The organism is Sphingomonas aestuarii, from assembly GCF_054457155.1.
Genome location: NZ_JBTKVV010000002.1, coordinates 40,737 through 55,635, shown reverse-complemented (window position 1 = coordinate 55,635; position 14,899 = coordinate 40,737). Strand labels below are relative to the sequence as shown.

Here is a 14,899-nt window from a genome sequence, read left to right as displayed (position 1 = left end):
CCGCATACGCCCGCTAATGCTGGGCGTCATGTGGACGCTCTACCAATTCCCCCTATGCCCCTTTTCGCGCAAGGTCCGGCTGCTGCTGGGGGAAAAGGGCGTGCCGTACGCCCCGGTGCGCGAATCGCCGTGGCTGCGGCGCGACGAATTTCTCGACCTCAATCCCGCAGGCCAGACGCCGGTGATGGCGTATAGCGAACGCGGCGGCATGCCGTTGATCGATTCAGGCCCGATCTGCGAATATTTCGAGGAAACCGTCGACAAGGCGGCGATGATCAACGGGACGGCGGCCGACCGCGCCGAAATCCGCCGCCTGACGATCTGGTTCGACACCGCCTTCTACCGCGACGTCACCGGGCCGCTCCTGTTCGAACGGATGGAAAAGCGCCTGGTCCACCGCGCTGCGCCCGATTCGGGGGCGCTGCGCGAAGCGATGAAGGCGGCAATCGCGCATCTCGACTATATCGACTATCTGCTCGATCACCGCGCCTGGCTGGCGGGGGCGACGATGAGCCTCGCCGACCTTGCCGCCGCGGCGCATATTTCGGTCGCCGATTATCTGGGCGGGATCGACTGGAAAGGGCACGAACAGGCCAAGCGCTGGTATGTTGGCATGAAGAGTCGTCCGTCGATGCGCCCGCTGCTGGCCGAGCGGATGGAGGTCATCAGCCCGCCCGCCGATTACGAAAATCTGGACCTGTAAGGCCGAAACCGCGTTAGTCTGCCGATCAACGGAGGCGCGAATGCTCGAACATGTTCCCGGTTGGCTCGGCAAGGCGATGAAGGGCCTGCGCGCGGGCGAGGAAAAGCTGGCGATCGTCCAGCCGGGCCTGGGCAGTTTCGAGCCGCTGCGGCTGGCAAGCCCCGCCTTTGCGAACGGTGCGCGCCTGCCCGAGCGCTTTACCGCCGATGGCGAGGGCGTATCGCCGCCCCTGTTCTGGACCGGCGTGCCCGAGGGCACCGCGCGGCTGGTATTGCTGGTCGAGGATCCCGACGCGCCCGCGCTCCAGCCGCTGGTCCATGCGATCGTCTGGGATCTGGCGGCGGAGGACGGCGACTTGCCCGAAGGCGCAATCCAGAAGGACGGTGACGGCGAAATCGGCGGCCCGGACGTCGGCCGCAACGGCTATTTCACCGAAGGCTGGCTCGCCCCCGATCCGCCGACCGGCCACGGCGCGCATCATTACGCATTTCAGCTGTTCGCGATTTCGGAAGGTCCCGACCCCGGCAACACCCCCAGCCGTTCGGCAATATTGAAGGCGATGAAGGGTCGCGTGCTGGCCGCCGGAATCCTCACCGGCACCTATTCACGCGGCGAGGAAAAGCCGAGCGGTCCGGTCAGCGCGGCGGTTCCGGTGGGCGGCTGAGCCCCGCAGAACCTCTTCGTCACCCCGGACGTGTTCCGGGGTCCACTAAGCCGATTGCGCGAACACTGCATATCAATCGCACCATCTGCCGCTCGGTGGACCCCGGAACACGTCCGGGGTGACGGTTGAGATGGCGCGGGTAGGCTCGCTACCCGTTGACGATCATTCCGCCATTGGGATGCAGCACCTGTCCCGACATGTAGCTGGCGTCGTCGCACGCCAGGAACAGAAAGCTGGGCGCGACCTCGTTGGGCTGGCCGGGGCGTCCCATCGGCGTGCTTTCCCCGAATGTTTCCAATTTCTCAGGGCTCGCGCCGCCGCAGGGGTTGAGCGGGGTCCAGATCGGCCCCGGCGCCACCGCATTCACCCGGATGCCGTGCTCGATCAGATTCTCCGACAGCGACCGGGTAAAGGCCGTGATCGCGCCCTTGGTCGAGGAATAATCAAGCAGTTCCTTCGACCCCTGATACATGGTGACGCTGGTACAATTGATGATCGCCGCGCCCGGTTTCAGATGAGGGCGCGCGGCCTGCACAAGAAAGAACATGCCGAAGATGTTGGTCTGGAACGTTCGCTTCAGCTGTTCTTCGGTGATGTCGATAATGTCCTGATCGGGATGCTGCTCGCCCGCATTGTTGACGACGATGTCGAGCGTGCCAAACTCGGCGATGACCTTCGCGACCGCATCGTCGCAGAACGCCTTGTCGCCGATATCGCCCGCGATGGTCAGCGCGCGCGTCCCTTCGTCACGGACGATCCGCGCGGTCTTTTCGGCATCGTCATGCTCGCACAGATAGAGGATCGCGATGTCGGCACCCTCGCGCGCGTAGAGCGCGGCGACTGCGCGGCCGATGCCGCTGTCGGCGCCGGTGATGATCGCGACCTTGCCCTTCAACCGGCCGGAACCGGGATAGCGCGGTTGCCATTCGGGTTTGGGATCGAGCCGTGATTCATGGCCGGGCAATTGATCTTCGTGGATCCTTTCGACGGTCTCGGTCATCGCGCGCTCCTGTTCAGGCCATGCCGGAGAAGCGTGGGACCGTGTCGAAGGTTCCGTCCCCCGATCGCTAGCGTAAGGGCCGGTGGCGCAAGGGTCAGGCGAGGATGCCCAGCCCTTGCGCGTGTGAGCCGAGGATCAGCAGGACCGTGGTGGAAAAGGATCCGATGCCGATCAGGACGGGTCGGAGCGCAGCATTCGCTCCGAGGGTGCGCCGCATCATGCGGGTTACGCCAGCGGCAGGCCGGGAGCCGATGCAGCGACGAGGATCGCGGTGAAGAAGACCGAGCCGACGAGAGCGACGGCATTGCGCGAGACGGTCCCGATTTGAGCGAACATGGTGGTAACTCCCTGAGTATCGGCGGTATCGGACCATCCGTCCGCCGTTGCTCAGGGAACTGCAGGGAGCGTGCCAGTTTGCGCGAGGCCGGGATTTCCGGGCCTTCCACCCCTCCAGTCGTTCAAATTTCGTGATTTACGCCAGATGAACAGAATTTCTTGCTAATTATATCTGGCGCAAATCGCTAATTGCTGACGATGCAGTTCCGGCCTGCGCTTTTCGCGGCATAGAGGTTGCGGTCTGCCCGGTGAAACGCGTCGCTTTGCACCTCGCCTTCGCGCAGCGCGATAAGCCCTGCGGAAAAGGTGACATGGCCGATGGGTTCGTCACCATCGCGCACGCGAAAGAAACGATCCGCGGTGGCTTCGCGCGCCAGCGTCAGCATCGCGTCGGCTTGGTCGAGCGTCAGTCCTGAGAACAGGATCGCGAATTCCTCGCCCCCATAACGCGACACGAGTTGGCCGCCGCAATATTTGGCCATCGTTTCGCCGATCGCCTTCAGCACCCGGTCGCCGACCTGGTGGCCGAAGCGGTCATTGACCTGTTTGAAATGGTCTATGTCGCACATCGCCAGGCACAGCTGGCTTCCCGCGTTCAGTTGCGCGGCGAACGCTTCGCCGAACGCGCGGCGATTGGGCAGGCCGGTCAGCGGATCGCGGCGCGCGTCCTTGCGCGCGGCTTCCAGATCCTCGCGCAGACCGTTGGCTTCCCTGGTCGCGCTTTCGAGCTGGGCTTCGGCGGCGTGGACGCGTTCGATCATCGACGCGGTGATCCGGGCGACTTCCTCCAGCGCGATGCCGTCCTGCGAGCGTTCGCGCGATGCGGCGATCGCCTCGGCGCTGGCCTGAAGATCGCGCCCGAACCCACGCGTGTCTTCGTGCAGGCTGCCCATCATGTCGGCGAAACTCTCGATCTTCATCTGCGTGCGGGCGACCAGCCCCTCGACCGTCGCCGATTCGGTGTCGGTATCGACCTCGGCGCCCAGCGAATCGATGTCCTTCTGGGTCAGGCGGATGCCGCCATCGGTCAGTTGATGGACTGCCTTCGCCAGCGGCCCGGATGGATTGGCGAGCACATGCCAGGCAAAGGTATAGTTGGTGGGATTGGGATCAAGCCGTTGATCGCGAAGGAAACCGCCCACCGCCTGGAACATGCGCGCGGCGGCGTCATTGTCCCCTACACTGCGGATGGCGTTGGCGTTGCTCATTGGTCCCCGTCCGGTTTCCGGCTCGGTAAATGCCGATGAAACCTTGCCACCTGCGTAACGAACCAGTTGCTAAAATCCAGTGACTTTGCGGTTTACCAAGTGGAAAGGCCCCCACATGTTCGTCGCAGTCTATTGGTGGCGCATAAAGCCCGGACAGGAAGATCGGTTCCGCGCGGCATGGCGGCACGGCACCGAATTGATCCGCGAAAAATACGGCGGCCTGGGCTCGCGCCTCCACCGCGCGCAGGACGGGCGGTTCGTCGGCGCCGCCGAGTGGCCGGACGAGGCGACTTGGCAGGCGGCGATGGACGTGAAGATGGTCTATGACGCGCCGGAGACGCGGCGCGTGTTCGTGGAAGCCGTCGAGGACGGCGGGGTGGCCTTTGCGATGGAAGTCACCGACGATCTGCTCGATCGCGCGCGTTCTTGAATTTCAATCCCCGTTCGTTTCGAGCGAAGTCGAGAAACGAACGGGGGTGGGGCGTTAGCCTTTCGGTCGCGCCGCCCGCCATTTCGTCACCGCCGCCAGCGTCGAATTGACATGCTCCGCCGGGCTCATGTCGCTGTGCGCGTGGACGATACGGCCGTCCGGCGCAATGACATAGCTGGTGCGGTTGCTGATGATCCGCGGCTTGCCGTCCTTGCCCTTGGTCTCCAGCACCACGTCATATCCCTTAAGCACCGCCGGGCTGGCCGAGGCCACCGCGAATTTGCCCGCGCAATGTTCGGTGGAAAATTTCTTGAGCGGTTCAATCCCGTCGGCGGACATGCCGATGACGGTTGCGCCCTGCGCGCGGAACGCGTCGACCTTGTCGGCGAACATCTTGGCCTCGGCATTGCAGCCCGAGGTGAAGGCGGCGGGGAAGAAATAGAGCACCACCGGCCCCTTCTTCAATTGCTGAGCCAGGTTGATGCGAAACGCCTTGCCGCCCAGCGCGCCCTGCGTCGTGAAATCGGGCGCGCGCGCGCCGGGGGCGAGTGCTGCCTGCGCCGGAAGCGCCATTGCCGCTGCGGCAACCGCCGCGATCATCACGTTACGCATCTCGATCATCCTCTCATGGCCCCTCGCGCCACCGTCAGTCTAGCCGCGCGCGCTTCGGATCGCTAGGCGGTTCAGTCATGTCCGTATCCGCATCCGATATCGAACTCGCCGGTCGCCTCGCCGATGCCGCGCGCGCCGCGATCCGCCCCTATTTCCGCGCCGAACACGGGCTGGAGGTCAAGGACGACGCCTCCCCCGTCACGCTCGCCGACAAGGCGGCGGAAGCGGCGATGCGCCGGTTGCTGATCGCCGAGCGGCCGATGGACGGGATCATCGGCGAGGAAGAGGCGGCGCGTGAGGGCACCAGCGGGCGGACCTGGGTGCTCGATCCGATCGACGGCACCCGGTCGTTCATCGCGGGGCGGCCGATCTATGGCACGCTGATCGCGCTGATCGAGGAGGGCTGGCCGCTGCTGGGGGTGATCGACCAGGGCATTCTCGACGAGCGCTGGCTGGGGGTGGTCGGCCAGCCGACGACATTGAACGGTCGGCCAGCGACCACCCGGCGCTGCCGCGACGTGGCCGATGCGCTGCTCGCCACCACCTCGCCCGCGCTGTTCGACGACGGGCAGTTGCACGCGTTCGAGCATCTCGACGCGGGCGTTCGATCGACGGTGCTGGGCGGCGATTGCTATAATTATGCGTGTCTGGCGAGCGGGCATCTGGACATCGTGGTCGAGGCGGGGCTGAAGCTCCACGACTTCGCCGCGCTGGTGCCGGTGGTCGAGGGTGCGGGCGGACGGATGTGTGACTGGGCGGGCGATCCGCTGCGCGCGGACAGCGTGGGCGAGGTAATAGCGGCGGGCGACCCGGCGCGGATCGACGATATTCTCGACCTGATGGCATGCCGGGGGCATTGAGGCGTTTCAATTAATCGGACTGAACTCTCACCCCATCCCCTCCGTCACCCCTGCCCTCGCGATCAACCCGATCAGGTCAGCGCCAGCACCTCGTCCACCCATTGCGGCACCAGCACCCCCGCGCTCCCCAACCGGCTTTCGTCGAACAAGTCGCTTCCCTCGGAAGGATCGAGATTGAGTTCGAGCGTCCGCGCACCGACCGCATTGGCCAGCTGCACGAACCCCGCCGCCGGATAAACCGCGCCCGACGTTCCGATCGAGACAAACAGGTCGCATTCGGCGAGCGCGGCCTGAATCGCCTCCATCCGGTAGGGAATTTCGCCGAAGAACACGATGTCGGGCCGCATCGCCGGCGCGCCGCACGCCGTGCACGCGGTCCCCGGCGGCATGTCCCCCGCCCAGGGCCGTCGGGCATCGCACGCCGCGCACAGCGCCGCGTTCAGTTCGCCATGCATGTGCAGCAACCGCTTCGCCCCGGCACGCTCGTGCAGGTCGTCGACATTCTGCGTGACGATCAGAAGGTTCCCCGGCCATGCCGCGTCCAGCCGCGCCAGCGCCCGGTGCGCCGCGTTCGGCTCGACGGTCGCAAGCGCCGCACGCCGTAGGTCGTAAAATCGGTGGACCAGTTCGGGATCGCGCGCCAGCGCCTCTGGCGTGCAGACATCCTCGACACGGTGCCCTTCCCACAAGCCGCCGGGACCGCGAAACGTCGCCACCCCGCTTTCGGCCGAAATGCCGGCACCGGTCAGGACGACGATGTTCTGGGTCATGCGGTGTCCTCCCAGCCGGGCGGCGGCGTCTTCTTCACCGCATAGATGTGATCGTCGGGACCTCGGAAATAAAGCCATTCGAACCCGTTCCACGCACCCACGTCACCGATGATTTCCACGCCTTTGGTGATCAGTTCGGCGTGCGCGGCGGAGACGTCGTCGACTTCGAATGCGATGACCGGTGGCGACGTAAGCGCCCGCCCGGCCGTACCGGGGCCGAACAACTCCAGAATTTGCCCATGCCCGGCCGTCAGCATTGCCACGCCGCGCGGATCGACGATTTTCGTCTCCAGACCGAGGACGGTGGTGAAAAAGTCCAGCGTCGGCTGGAAGGTATCGGTGCCGACCCCGATCCAGGATATTCCTTTGACTTGCATCGCGTCGCTCCCTGCGGCCTCTATTCGGATGGGGGCGTCGTCAAGGCAAGCTTCCCTCCCTCAACCGTGGATTGGTTGCCCGACAACCTGATATATGTTGTCCCCCGCAGCCGCTTTCTGCCACAGCTTGACGCAAATCTGGGACGTGAGGATCGCATGACGAGCATCGGCATCTTTGGAAAGCTCGGGCGCATGGGCCAGGCGATTGCCGATGTCGCGCCGTCGTTGAACGCGCGCATCGCTGGCGGCGTGGATATTGGCGACGACCCTGTCCCATTGGCACGCGAGGCCGATGTGCTGGTCGATTTCTCCGCCCCCGCCGCGCTCGAGGCCAATCTTGCCGCCGCGCGAGCGGGCGGCACGCCGGTGGTCATCGGCACCACCGGCCTTGCCCGGTCCCACCATGACCTGATCGACGTCGCCGCGCGGGAAATCGCGGTACTCCAGACCGGTAACACCTCGCTTGGCGTCGCATTGCTGTGCGCGCTGGTCCGCGATGCGACCCGGCGGCTGGGCACCGATTGGGACGTCGAGATCGTCGAGATGCATCACCGACAAAAGGTCGATGCCCCCAGCGGCACCGCGCTGATGCTGGGGGAAGCGGCTGCCGAAGGGCTGAGGACGCCATTGTCCGAATGCGGGGTCATCGGTCGCGCCGGACTGACCGGTTCGCGCGCCGAGGGGACGATCGGCTTTGCGTCGCTGCGCGGGGGCACGGTGGCGGGCGACCATAGCGTCGTGCTGGCAGGCGACGGTGAGCGCATCGAGCTGATCCACCGGGCAGAGGACCGCGCGATCTTTGCGCGTGGCGCGGTGAAGGCGGCACTGTGGCTGAAGGATCAGCCCGCGGGCCGCTATACGATGGACCAGGTGCTCGGACTCTGACGCGGTGAAGAAGGCAGACGTCGTTCAATTCTACGCCCGGCTGGCAGAGGCGAACCCGCATCCCGAAACCGAGCTGGCCTACGTCAACGACTACACGCTGCTCGTCGCAGTTGCGCTGTCGGCGCAATCGACCGATATCGGCGTCAACAAGGCGACGCGGCAGCTCTTTCAGGAAGTCGACACGCCCGAGGCGATGCTGGCGCTGGGCGAGGACGGGCTGAAACAGCACATCAAGACGATCGGCCTGTTCAATTCGAAGGCGAAGAACGTCATCGCCCTATCGCAGGCGCTGGTCGATCGGCACGGCGGGCAGGTTCCGCAGGACCGCGACGCGCTGGAGGCGCTGCCCGGCGTCGGCCGCAAGACGGCGAACGTGGTGCTCAACACGGCGTTCGGGCACGAGACGTTCGCGGTCGATACCCATATCTTTCGCGTCGGCAACCGCACCGGGCTTGCCCGTGGCAAGACGGTGCTGGCGGTCGAAAAGGCGCTCGACAAGGCGACCCCCCAGCCGTTCCGCCTCCACGCGCACCACTGGCTGATCCTCCACGGTCGCTATATCTGCAAGGCGCGCACCCCCGAATGCTGGCGCTGCCCGGTCGCCGAGCTGTGCGCGTACAAGCCCAAAACGCCCGCGCCCAAGGCGAAGCAGGCCGCGTGATAAAAGTCACTGGCGCACCCAGCCCCCCTTTGCTAGGCGCACAAGCCTAGGCACCCGTAGCTCAGCTGGATAGAGCGCTGCCCTCCGAAGGCAGAGGCCACAGGTTCGAATCCTGTCGGGTGCGCCACCTTCCCGCAGCGGCACGCGCCCCATCCGACGTCGCCACGCGCATTTCGGAATGGCTGCTCATAAATTGATATAATTTTGCGACAAATGCCGTGTAGCGCCGGAACCAGGTCGCTGCTCCTATCGTGCCTCGTGCAGCCTTAACGTCGGAATTTTCAATGATCGTCATGCGTCGCTTTGCGCTGTTTCTTCTGCTTGCCAGCTCTCCTGCGGCGCTTGCCGCGCAGCAGTCGTCACCGACCGGCACGCCCGAGGATGGGGGAAACGCCCCGCAGGACGGCAGTTCGGCCACCGACATCGCCACCGCCGAAGAAGAAACCGAATATGACGAAATCATCGTCACTGGATCGCGCCCGCCGGGGTCGGTCGATGGCGACATTCCGCCCGAGCTGGTGCTGAACCCCGCCGATATCCGCGCGTACGGCGTCAGTTCGATTGCGGAATTGCTGACCGAACTCGAACCGCAGACCGGATCGGGGCGCGGGCGCGGCGGCGGGCGGCCCGTGATCCTGCTGAGCGGGCGGCGGATCGGGAGTTTTTCCGAGATTCGCGACCTGCCGACAGAAGCGATCCTGCGGGTCGACATCCTGCCCGAGGAAGTCGCGCTGACCTATGGCTATCGCGCCGATCAGCGGGTGGTGAATTTCGTGCTGCGGCCGCGATTCCGCTCCTACACCGCCGAACTCGAAGGCCGTACGCCGACCGCGGGGGGCACCAGCAACCTGGAAGCCGAATTGGGTCTGGTGCGGATCAACCGCCAGGGCCGCGAGAATTTCGACGTCGAATATGAGCGCGATTCGCGGCTCCTCGAATCCGAACGCGACATCGTTGCCGCCGCGCCGTCGTCGCCCTTCGACCTGCGCGGCAATGTGACCGGGATCGACGGCGGGGCGATCGACCCGATGCTGGGGGCTGCGACCATTGCGGGCGTGCCGAACGCGCAGCCGGGGCTGGGCGATTTCGCGAGCACCGCGGGGGTGGCGAACGTCACCGACACGACCGGGTTCCGCACGCTGCGCCCGGCCAACCAGCGGCTGTCGGCCAATGCGGTCGTGTCGCGCACGGTGCTGGGCGATGTCGCAGCGACCGGCACGCTCAGGCTGGAGGCGACCGAGAGCAGCGCGTTGTTGGGCCTGCCCGGCTATGCGCTGACGCTGCCGGGGGCAAATCCGTTTTCGCCCTTTGCGGGGGATACGCGGCTGTTCCGCTATGCCGGGGTCGATCCGCTCGAGCGGCGCTCGAACGGGCTGGAGGCGGAAGCCGGGTTCAGCCTGAACGGCGACCTGCCCGATCAATGGCGCTGGACCGTAACCGGCAATTATCAGCGCACGCTGAATAATTCGCAGACCGAGCGCGGGGTGCAGACCGGGCTGTTGCAAGCCGCCGTCGACGACGGGGCCAATCCGTTCGCGGCGGATTTCGCGAGTGGTGCGCCGCTCGTCACCGATACCGCGCGGTCGGTGTCGTCGAACGCGTCGATCGACGGGCTGGTCAACGGGTCGTTGTTCGAGCTGCCCGCCGGGCGCGTGTCCACGTCGGTTCGCGTCGGGCTCAACACGCTGGGGCAGGACAGCCGGTCGGTGCGATCGGGCATCCTGACCACCAACGATATCGGGCGGACGCGCGGCAATGTTCAGGCCAATGTCGAGCTGCCGATCACCAGCAGGCGAAGCGGCGTCGGCGGCATCGGTGACCTGTCGGTCAACGGCAATGTCGAGGTCGAGCAATTGTCGGATTTCGGCACGCTGACGACGATCGGCTATGGCGTTCGCTGGTCGCCGATCACCGAGATTCGCCTGATCGCGTCGATGACGCACGAGGACGGCGCGCCGTCTCCGGGACAACTCGGCAACCCGCTGATCGCGACGCCGAACGCGCGGGTGTTCGATTTCGTGCGCGGCGAGACGGTGGACATCACCCGGCTGGACGGCGGCAATCCGGGCCTGGTGTCGGACAGCCGCCGGGTCTTCTCGACGGGGCTGACGCTGCGTCCGCTGTCGGAGACCGACCTGACGCTGACCGCCAACTATACGAACACGCGGATCGACAATCCGATCGCGTCGTTCCCGGCGGCAACGGCGGAGATCGAGGCGGCCTTCCCCGACCGGTTCGTGCGCGATGCGACCGGGCGGCTGGTGCAGCTGGACAATCGTCCCATCAACTTCGAATCGTCCGAGCGCGAGCAATTGCGCTGGGGCGTCAATTTCTCGAAGTCGATCGGATCGAGCTTGCCGCGCCGGTTTCGCGCGTTGCGCGATGCGGGCGCAATCCCAGAGGGCATGTTCGGCGGACGCGGCGGCGGCGAGCGGCGTCAGCGCGGTCAGGCCGAGGGCGAAACGACGCCCCCCGCCACCGATGGCATCACCCCGCCCGCTGCGCCGGCGACCGGTGAGGCAACCCCGCAGGCCGCCGAAGGTCCGCGCGGCGGCGGGCAGGGCTTTGGCGGGCGCGGGTTCGCAGGCCGTGGCGGCGGCGGCGGTCAGGGCGGCGGGCGCATCCAGTTCAGCGCCTATCACACCATCGTCTTCAAGGACGAAATCACGATCCGCCAGGGTGTTCCCGTGCTCGACCTGCTCGGCGGATCGGCGACGGGATCGTCGGGCGGACAGGCGCGGCACGAGGTTCAGGTGCGGACCGGCTGGTCGCGCGACGGCATCGGCGTCCGGCTGCACGGGAACTGGCGCAGCGGCACGTTCGTCGATGGCGGTGCGAGCGGTGGCGAACGTCTGGATTTCGACAGCCTCGCGACCTTCGACTTGCGCAGTTGGATCGATCTGGGGTCGCAGCCCGAATTGCTGGTGAAGGCGCCGTGGCTGCGTGGTGCGCGCATCGGGCTGGACGTGAACAACCTCTTCGACGCGCGCCAGCGGGTGACCGATGCGAACGGGGTGGTGCCGCTCAGCTATCAGCCCGATTATCTCGACCCGCTGGGGCGGACGGTAAGGATCAGTTTCCGCAAGCTGTTCCTGCCGGGTCTGCCGACCCGCGGCGCGCTCAGGAGGGGGATGTGAGGAAAAGTTGAGCTAAGGCCCCTTCCCCGTTTGTGTTAAGCTTGTCGAAGGCTGTCCTGAGCGCCTGCCTTGGCAGGCAGTCGAAGGGCACTGTCCTTTTCGTCGTGCCAAGAAGGACAGCATTTGGCTTACGCCGCCCTTCGGGTCGACAAGCTCGATGTGAACGGGGAGAGGTGTAAGGCCTTATCGCCCGCGGCCTGTGCCACGCGGCTGTTCGCCTTCGCGGTAGAGCAGGGTTACCGCGACGCGCCGGTTGCGGGCATCGCTGGGGTCGTTCGCGATCATCGGTTCGCGGTCGGCGACGCCTTCGATGCGGCTGAAGCGCGCTTCGGTGACGCCGCCTTCGGCCAGTCGCCGCCGCGTCGCCTCAGCGCGGCCGCTCGACAGCATCCAGTTGTTCATGACCGCCGGGTTGCCGTAGCGCAGGCTGTCGGTGTGGCCGCGGATCATGATGTCGTTGCCGACGCCTGCGATCGATTCGGCGACCAGCCCGACCAGTGCATCGGCATCCGGCACCATCTGAGTCGTGCCCAGCGCGAACATCGAATAATCGGCATTGTCGATGAGGTCGATGCGCAGCCCTTCGCGGGTCGGGACGAAGCGGACATGCTTGGCGAGGCGTGACAGGCGCGGATTGGACGCCATCTGCGCCTGAATCTTGGCGCGCATCCGCTGGAAATTGGCCTGATCCTCGGCAAAGCGCTGGCGCTTCAGCTGGCCTTGGTCGCCGCTGCCGGTATTGTCGCCGCCGGTAGCCCCCATCGGCACGGTCAGCGCGCGCGTTCCCGTCTGCGACGCCTTGTGCGGGTAATTGTCCTTGTCCATCAGCGATTCGCCGCCGAACATGCCGTTCGCGCCCGCGCTGTTCTGCTTCAGCTCGACCAGGGTCGGCGCGAAATAGTCGGCGAGTGCCTTGCGCTGTTTCTCGTTGGTCGCGCCGATCAGCCACATCAGCAGGAAGAACGCCATCATCGCCGTGACGAAATCGGCATAGGCGACTTTCCAGGCGCCGCCATGATGGCCGCCATGACCTTCGACATAGACCTTCTTGACGATGATCTTGGGTGGCTGGTTGTTGCCATGAGGAGCGCGCGCGGAAGGCATTTGTCAGGCCCCCGCGCAAATGGGCGAAGGCGACGCCGACGATATGTCCAGCGCATAACCGGTCCGTTTGTTTCGAGCGAAGTCGAGAAATGCACCCAAAACATTTAATCCAGGTTTCTCGACTTCGCTCGAAACGAACGGAAACAAGGGGCGAGCCATAGGCTCCCCGGACGTTTCCGAAACCTGATACCGAACGGACATCATCATCACCGCCCGCGCAGTCCGTCGAACACTTCGGCGAAACCCGGCTGGTTTGCATGCGCGATGCCCGACCGTGCGGCTTCGATCACCAGCGGCTGGGGATGGCCGTGGAGCGAGGCGATTATGATCTGTTTGACGACGTGATAGATGGCGGCATCGGCCTCGATCACCTGTTTCAGCCGACCGGCGAGCGGACCGACCAGGCCGTAGGCGAGCAGCACGCCCAGGAACGTGCCGACCAGTGCCGAACCGATCATTCCGCCCAGCACCGACGGCGGCTGGTCGATCGATCCCATCGTCTTCACGACGCCGAGCACGGCCGCGACGATGCCCAGAGCGGGGAGCGCATCGGCCAGTCCCTGCAACGCCTGTTGCGGCTGTTCGACCTCGTGGTGATGGGTCTTGATCGCGTTGTCCATCACATCCTCGACCGCATGGACATCGAGCGTGCCCGACGAGACGACGACCAGGCGCAGCGTATCGGCGATCAGGTTGACGAGCGTGTGGTCGGCCAGCAATTTGGGATATTCGGCAAAGATCGGCGAGGATTTGGGATCCTCGACATGCGGCTCCAGCGCGATCGGGCCGTCGGTGCGCAGCAGCTTCATCAGTTTCGACACCAGAAAAATGGTGTCGAGATAATCCTGCTTGGCGTATTTCGGCCCCTTGATGACCTTCATGAAGCCGCCGCCCAGCGCCTTCAGTTCCTTGATCGAATTGCCGATGATGAGCGCGCCGACCCCGGCGCCGCCGATGATCATCATTTCGGCGGGAAGCGCCTTCATTACAGGGCCGAGCGCCCCGCCGGTGATGGCGAAACCGCCGAACACCATCAGGATCAGCACGACGAAGCCGATTGCGGGAAACATGGGCGGCTCAAGCTCCTGAACGAATTACCCCCGACGCCGCGGACACGCGAAACGCCTTGTTCCCGGCTTAGCCGTCAATCCGTCGAGAAATGGTTACCGCCGCGAGAATTTTATTCTCGGGGCGCTCTGAAACCCAATCGTCATTGCGCGCGAAGCGAAGCAATGACGAACGGAGATCAGCGCAAATAGTCGAACAGGTTGGTGCTGGTCAGCTTGCCGAAGCTCGCCTGGGTCGCCTGAAGGATGGTCAGCGTCTTTTGCAGCTCGGTGATCGCCGACGCGACGTCGGTGTCCTCGATCGCGGACCGGCTGACTTCGCGGGCCAGGCCCAGTTCACCCAGCCGGGCGATTTCCATGTCGACGCGCACCATGCGCGCGCCTACCGACGCGCGGGTGGCGCCCACATTGGTCAGCGATGCGGCGATGCCGTCCATCGACGCCTGGCTTGCGGGCTGGCCGCTGCGCAATTCGGAAATCAGGCCCGACAGGGTTGCGAACATGTCGTTCACCGCCGGATCGTCGCCCGCGCCGAACACGGACGAACCGGGCACGCTCGCCCGCACCGTCGCACCGTCGCTCAAGGGAATTGCGGCGGGTTCGCCGGTGCCTGCGGCGGTGATCGTGCCGTCGGGGGCACGCAGATAGGCGACATCGCCGCTCGCGCCGCCGAAGACCGGCTGATCGCGCGCGTCGCGGGTATTGGCCAGCACGAACAACTGGTCGAGAATCGATTCGAGCGCCTCGGCCGTCGCCGCGCGGTTCTCCGCATTCATCGTGCCGTTGGAGGCCGCGATGGCGAGTTCCTGCGCGCGTTGCAATTCGGTCTCGACGCTGCCCAGCGTCGTGTCGGTCTGCGACAGCACCATGTTCGCCAGATTGGCGTTGGTGGTCGCGGCATTGTGATCGGCATCGACCCGCTTCAGCCCCGTCAGCCGCAGATAGGCGACCGCGTCGTCCGACGGGTTCACCAGCTTCTTGCCGGTGCTGATCTGGGTCTGGATCCGGTCGGCACCGACCGACAGCGATCCCATCTGGCCGTTCAACCGGTCGAACATCTGGCTGGTGGTGATCCGCATGGCCGT

The 14,899-nt window shown here is 65.5% G+C and carries 16 protein-coding genes and 1 tRNA gene; 8 read left to right on the top strand and 9 right to left on the bottom strand.

Annotation, left to right across the window (positions count from 1 at the left end; genetic code table 11):
• Nucleotides 1–28: 28 nt before the first annotated feature.
• Nucleotides 29–703, top strand: coding sequence for a glutathione S-transferase family protein (locus tag ACX0GZ_RS03485; RefSeq protein WP_458813432.1), 675 nt, complete (start codon nt 29–31; stop codon nt 701–703).
• A 40-nt stretch (nt 704–743) separates the two neighbouring features.
• Nucleotides 744–1,367 (top strand): YbhB/YbcL family Raf kinase inhibitor-like protein, encoded by a 624-nt coding sequence (locus tag ACX0GZ_RS03480; RefSeq protein ID WP_458813430.1) that lies wholly within the window; start codon nt 744–746, stop codon nt 1,365–1,367.
• Between the two features lie 148 nt (nt 1,368–1,515).
• On the opposite strand, the gene ACX0GZ_RS03475 is transcribed toward ACX0GZ_RS03480, so the two are convergent.
• The 3 genes from ACX0GZ_RS03475 to ACX0GZ_RS03465 all read right to left on the bottom strand — a co-directional run bounded on the left by ACX0GZ_RS03475 (nt 1,516) and on the right by ACX0GZ_RS03465 (nt 3,911).
• A complete protein-coding gene (locus ACX0GZ_RS03475) occupies nt 1,516–2,367 on the bottom strand; it encodes an SDR family oxidoreductase (protein ID WP_458813428.1) in 852 nt (283 codons plus the stop codon).
• 94 nt (nt 2,368–2,461) lie between these two features.
• Nucleotides 2,462–2,584: a hypothetical protein gene (locus ACX0GZ_RS03470; protein WP_458813426.1), complete on the bottom strand. Its 123-nt coding sequence runs from the start codon at nt 2,582–2,584 to the stop codon at nt 2,462–2,464.
• 304 nt (nt 2,585–2,888) lie between these two features.
• A complete protein-coding gene (locus ACX0GZ_RS03465) occupies nt 2,889–3,911 on the bottom strand; it encodes a GGDEF domain-containing protein (RefSeq protein WP_458813424.1) in 1,023 nt (340 codons plus the stop codon).
• A 115-nt stretch (nt 3,912–4,026) separates the two neighbouring features.
• Between ACX0GZ_RS03465 and ACX0GZ_RS03460 the strand changes: the two genes are divergently transcribed.
• On the top strand, nt 4,027–4,341 hold the full coding sequence (locus ACX0GZ_RS03460) for an antibiotic biosynthesis monooxygenase family protein (protein WP_458813422.1): 315 nt from the start codon (nt 4,027–4,029) through the stop codon (nt 4,339–4,341).
• Nucleotides 4,342–4,395: 54 nt separating this feature from the next.
• Here ACX0GZ_RS03460 and ACX0GZ_RS03455 read toward each other — a convergent pair whose 3' ends face one another.
• Nucleotides 4,396–4,962 carry a peroxiredoxin gene (locus ACX0GZ_RS03455; protein ID WP_458813420.1) on the bottom strand — a complete coding sequence of 189 codons (567 nt, stop codon included), beginning with the start codon at nt 4,960–4,962 and terminating at the stop codon, nt 4,396–4,398.
• A 68-nt stretch (nt 4,963–5,030) separates the two neighbouring features.
• Between ACX0GZ_RS03455 and hisN the strand changes: the two genes are divergently transcribed.
• Nucleotides 5,031–5,813, top strand: coding sequence for a histidinol-phosphatase (gene hisN, locus ACX0GZ_RS03450; protein WP_458813418.1), 783 nt, complete (start codon nt 5,031–5,033; stop codon nt 5,811–5,813).
• 71 nt (nt 5,814–5,884) lie between these two features.
• Here hisN and ACX0GZ_RS03445 read toward each other — a convergent pair whose 3' ends face one another.
• A complete protein-coding gene (locus ACX0GZ_RS03445; protein WP_458813416.1) occupies nt 5,885–6,583 on the bottom strand; it encodes an NAD-dependent deacylase in 699 nt (232 codons plus the stop codon).
• Nucleotides 6,580–6,960, bottom strand: coding sequence for a VOC family protein (locus tag ACX0GZ_RS03440; protein ID WP_458813414.1), 381 nt, complete (start codon nt 6,958–6,960; stop codon nt 6,580–6,582). Before ACX0GZ_RS03440 ends, ACX0GZ_RS03445 begins: the two co-directional genes overlap by 4 nt.
• A gap of 156 nt (nt 6,961–7,116) precedes the next feature.
• Between ACX0GZ_RS03440 and dapB the strand changes: the two genes are divergently transcribed.
• The 4 genes from dapB to ACX0GZ_RS03420 all read left to right on the top strand — a co-directional run bounded on the left by dapB (nt 7,117) and on the right by ACX0GZ_RS03420 (nt 11,643).
• Nucleotides 7,117–7,845: a 4-hydroxy-tetrahydrodipicolinate reductase gene (dapB, locus tag ACX0GZ_RS03435; protein WP_458813412.1), complete on the top strand. Its 729-nt coding sequence runs from the start codon at nt 7,117–7,119 to the stop codon at nt 7,843–7,845.
• 4 nt (nt 7,846–7,849) lie between these two features.
• The gene (gene nth, locus ACX0GZ_RS03430) at nt 7,850–8,506 is read left to right on the top strand and encodes an endonuclease III (protein ID WP_458813410.1); all 657 of its coding nucleotides are present in this window, start codon (nt 7,850–7,852) and stop codon (nt 8,504–8,506) included.
• 50 nt (nt 8,507–8,556) lie between these two features.
• Nucleotides 8,557–8,633, top strand: a tRNA-Arg gene (locus tag ACX0GZ_RS03425).
• 157 nt (nt 8,634–8,790) lie between these two features.
• Nucleotides 8,791–11,643, top strand: coding sequence for a TonB-dependent receptor (locus ACX0GZ_RS03420; RefSeq protein ID WP_458813408.1), 2,853 nt, complete (start codon nt 8,791–8,793; stop codon nt 11,641–11,643).
• A gap of 183 nt (nt 11,644–11,826) precedes the next feature.
• Here the strand turns inward: ACX0GZ_RS03420 and ACX0GZ_RS03415 are convergent, their stop codons facing one another.
• The 3 genes from ACX0GZ_RS03415 to flgL all read right to left on the bottom strand — a co-directional run bounded on the left by ACX0GZ_RS03415 (nt 11,827) and on the right by flgL (nt 14,893).
• Nucleotides 11,827–12,747, bottom strand: coding sequence for a flagellar motor protein MotB (locus tag ACX0GZ_RS03415; protein WP_458813406.1), 921 nt, complete (start codon nt 12,745–12,747; stop codon nt 11,827–11,829).
• Between the two features lie 206 nt (nt 12,748–12,953).
• On the bottom strand, nt 12,954–13,817 hold the full coding sequence (gene motA / locus ACX0GZ_RS03410) for a flagellar motor stator protein MotA (protein ID WP_458813404.1): 864 nt from the start codon (nt 13,815–13,817) through the stop codon (nt 12,954–12,956).
• A gap of 176 nt (nt 13,818–13,993) precedes the next feature.
• Nucleotides 13,994–14,893 carry a flagellar hook-associated protein FlgL gene (gene flgL, locus ACX0GZ_RS03405; protein WP_458813402.1) on the bottom strand — a complete coding sequence of 300 codons (900 nt, stop codon included), beginning with the start codon at nt 14,891–14,893 and terminating at the stop codon, nt 13,994–13,996.
• Nucleotides 14,894–14,899 lie beyond the last annotated feature (6 nt).